We start from the raw sequence: 2,710 nt of genomic DNA, 5'->3' as shown, positions 1-2,710 counted from the left end.
GTCCTCGACATAGTGGTGCACCATCATGTTGCCGACGTTCTCGACATTGATGGACATCCGTTTGCCCTCGCGCGTCAGCGTCACGGCCGCTGCAATGTGATTCTTGGAGCAGGCCTGATATTCGCTGTCGGTCAGGGTGAACACCCATTCGGTGAGATCGATCGCTGCTAGACGCGCATGAATCGTGGCTTCGGCCACTGATTTTGCGATCACGTCATCAGTCATTTGTCGACCTCCCGGTTATCAGACTGAAAGCTTCGCGACGATCTCGTCGGTCGAGACGACGGCGCTCGCGTATGCCGGAATATTGAACCGCAGCGACGCGTCCATTTCGGCGTGCCCGAAGCTGCCGATAGCGTCCTTCACTACCGTGACCTCGTAGCCGAGCTCGGCTGCGAAGCGAACGGTCGACTCGATGCAGGTGTTGGCGCGCATGCCGATCACGATGACACTGTGCAAGCCATGTTTCTTCAGCTGAAGGTCGAGGTCGGTGTTGGCGAATCCACTTGAGAGCCAATGCTCCTGGGCGACAACCTCGCCAGGGAGCGGCTCGAAATCGGGTTGAAAACTTCCGCCCCAAGTTCCATCCGCGAAAATGTGACCCGCAGCGGCGGAGGCCCCGATTGGCGGCATCGTTTTCCAATGTTCATACGGATCACTTTTGCGCCAACGATGGTGCGGGGCGATAAAGACCTGCACGTCAGTCGCCCGAGCCGCGGCGAGCACTTGCCGCATATGCTCGACAACATTGTTCGCCTCAAGCGTCGAGCGGCTGAGCTCGAAGAGCTTGCCCCCCTCCGACAGAAAATCGTTGTACGGATCGACGATAAGCAGACCCGTCAGATCGGGTTCATAACTCGGCTCAGAGTCCGCCATACCCGTACTCCGTTCGGTCCGATCTAGCGTCTACAGCGTGGCTTAGCCATCCAAACCCTCGATGAGCCGTCAAACTGTCCATCGACCCATCCCGCCGACATGCTCGATCGTGATGCGAGTCAGATACCCGGGCGGTGCGTTCGGCGGCGGGAATCCGGTGTCGGCGCCAAACTTCGCCGCGACGAGCTCGTCGAGCAATTCGGGGGCGCCGCCCTCCTCGACGCGCGCGGTGCCCCTGATCGACAAATAGGGCATGAACGGTGCGCTGCGATCGACAGAGACAAACGTCATCGCCACGCGGGGATCACGCCGGATATTGCGGATCTTCAGATGCTCCTGCAGATGAGCCGTGACCAGTTCGTCGTTGCCGTCAGCCGTGCGTTGCACCATCATCCAAACCACGCTGACTTGCGGACTGCCGTCGCGGTTGACGGTGACCAGCGTTGCGGGATCGGAACCGATGAGTTGACGAGCGGTGTCATTGAGTTTCATGCCACATCCACATTCTAAGGAGCTGGGATGGCTTCACACGCTACACCTGTAGTAGTAATTTGCAACTAGTATTCCGATTACCAGGATGATCCCCAGAAAGGACAACCAGATGACGACAACGACAGTCCTCGACCGCTTCCGGCTCGACGGGAAGGTGGCAATCGTCACTGGTGCCTCGTCCGGTTTGGGCATCGCGTTCGCCAGAGCACTTGCCGAGGCGGGCGCCGACGTGGTGTTGACCGCGCGCCGCACCGATCGCCTCAAGGAAACTCATGCCCTGGTTGAGGAGCTGGGCCGGCGCGCGCTGACGGTGACTGCGGACGTCGCAGTGCCCGAGCACGCACAAGCGGTAATCGACACGGCGATGGCCGAATTCGGCCACGTCGACGTGCTCGTTAACAACGCCGGCAAGGGCACGGCCGTACCGGCCACCCGTGAGACGCCAGACCAGTTCCGCGAGGTGATTGACATCAATCTCAACGGCTCCTATTGGATGGCCCAGGCGTGTGGCCGGGTCATGCAACCCGGCAGCTCGATCATCAACGTCGCCAGCGTGGTCGCGCTGACCAGCGGAGGGCTGCCCCAGGCGGCCTACTCGGCCAGCAAGGCCGGCGTCACAGGCCTGACCCGTGACCTGGCCGTGCAATGGACCGGTCGCAAGGGCATCCGCGTCAATGCTCTGGCTCCGGGCTTCTTCCCGTCGGAAATGACTGATCAGTTCCCTGACGGCTACATCGACAGCCAACTGCCGCGTGTGCCCGCCGGCCGGCCGGGAGATCCGGCGGAGCTTGCCGCCGCGCTGGTGTTCCTCGCGAGCCCCGCCGCGGCCTACGTCACCGGCGCGACGCTGGTGGTCGACGGCGGCCTCACCGTCTCTTGAGTAGGTTTTGAAAAGCAACGAGATCAGAGGTTATCCTGGTAACTGTGAGACACACGGATCTGCTCGACGAGAACTGCGCGGTCGCGCGTTCTGCGGCCATCGTTGGCGAACGGTGGGTGTGGGTGATCTTGCGGCAGGCATTCAACGGCGCTCGGCGGTTCGAGGACTACCAGCGCGGCATCGGTCTGGCTCGCAATGTGCTCACCGACCGCCTCAACGGTCTTGTCGCCCACGGTATTCTCGAGCGTCGGCCCTACGCCGAGCACACCACGCGCGACCTCAACGAGTACCGGCTGACCGCCAAGGGCAAAGCCCTGTTTCCCGTCTACGTCGCACTGATGCAATGGGGTAACGAGTGGACCGGTCTGGCTGCCCCGCCAGTTGACCTGCTGCACAAGCCCTGTGGGCACCACGTGGGTGTCCGGGTGGTCTGCTCGCAGTGCGGCCAGGACCTCGATGCGC

4 protein-coding genes and 1 pseudogene are annotated in these 2,710 nt (G+C 62.0%); 2 read left to right on the top strand and 3 right to left on the bottom strand.

Translation table 11 applies throughout. The annotated features are described in order from the left end of the window. The 3 genes and pseudogenes from WAN02_RS34165 to WAN02_RS34155 all read right to left on the bottom strand — a co-directional run. Positions 1-225: pseudogene (locus WAN02_RS34165) on the bottom strand (hypothetical protein); the annotation flags it as partial. Positions 226-243: 18 nt separating this feature from the next. Next, positions 244-876: an isochorismatase family cysteine hydrolase gene (locus WAN02_RS34160; protein WP_422269773.1), complete on the bottom strand. Its 633-nt coding sequence runs from the start codon at positions 874-876 to the stop codon at positions 244-246. A gap of 69 nt (positions 877-945) precedes the next feature. Further along, entirely contained in the window at positions 946-1,368 is a 423-nt protein-coding gene (locus WAN02_RS34155) for a TIGR03618 family F420-dependent PPOX class oxidoreductase (RefSeq protein WP_422269772.1), read from the bottom strand. A 109-nt stretch (positions 1,369-1,477) separates the two neighbouring features. On the opposite strand from WAN02_RS34155, the gene WAN02_RS34150 reads away from it, so the two are divergent. Together WAN02_RS34150 and WAN02_RS34145 are read left to right on the top strand one after the other, a co-directional pair. After that, complete coding sequence (locus WAN02_RS34150) at positions 1,478-2,248, top strand: SDR family NAD(P)-dependent oxidoreductase (RefSeq protein WP_422269771.1); 771 nt, start codon at positions 1,478-1,480, stop codon at positions 2,246-2,248. A gap of 44 nt (positions 2,249-2,292) precedes the next feature. Continuing rightward, on the top strand, positions 2,293-2,710 hold a 418-nt coding region (locus tag WAN02_RS34145), incomplete at its 3' end, for a winged helix-turn-helix transcriptional regulator (protein WP_422269770.1).

It is taken from the genome of Mycobacterium sp. (assembly GCF_049281135.1).
GTDB lineage: Bacteria > Actinomycetota > Actinomycetes > Mycobacteriales > Mycobacteriaceae > Mycobacterium.
This window is presented reverse-complemented; position numbering and strand designations above follow the sequence as displayed.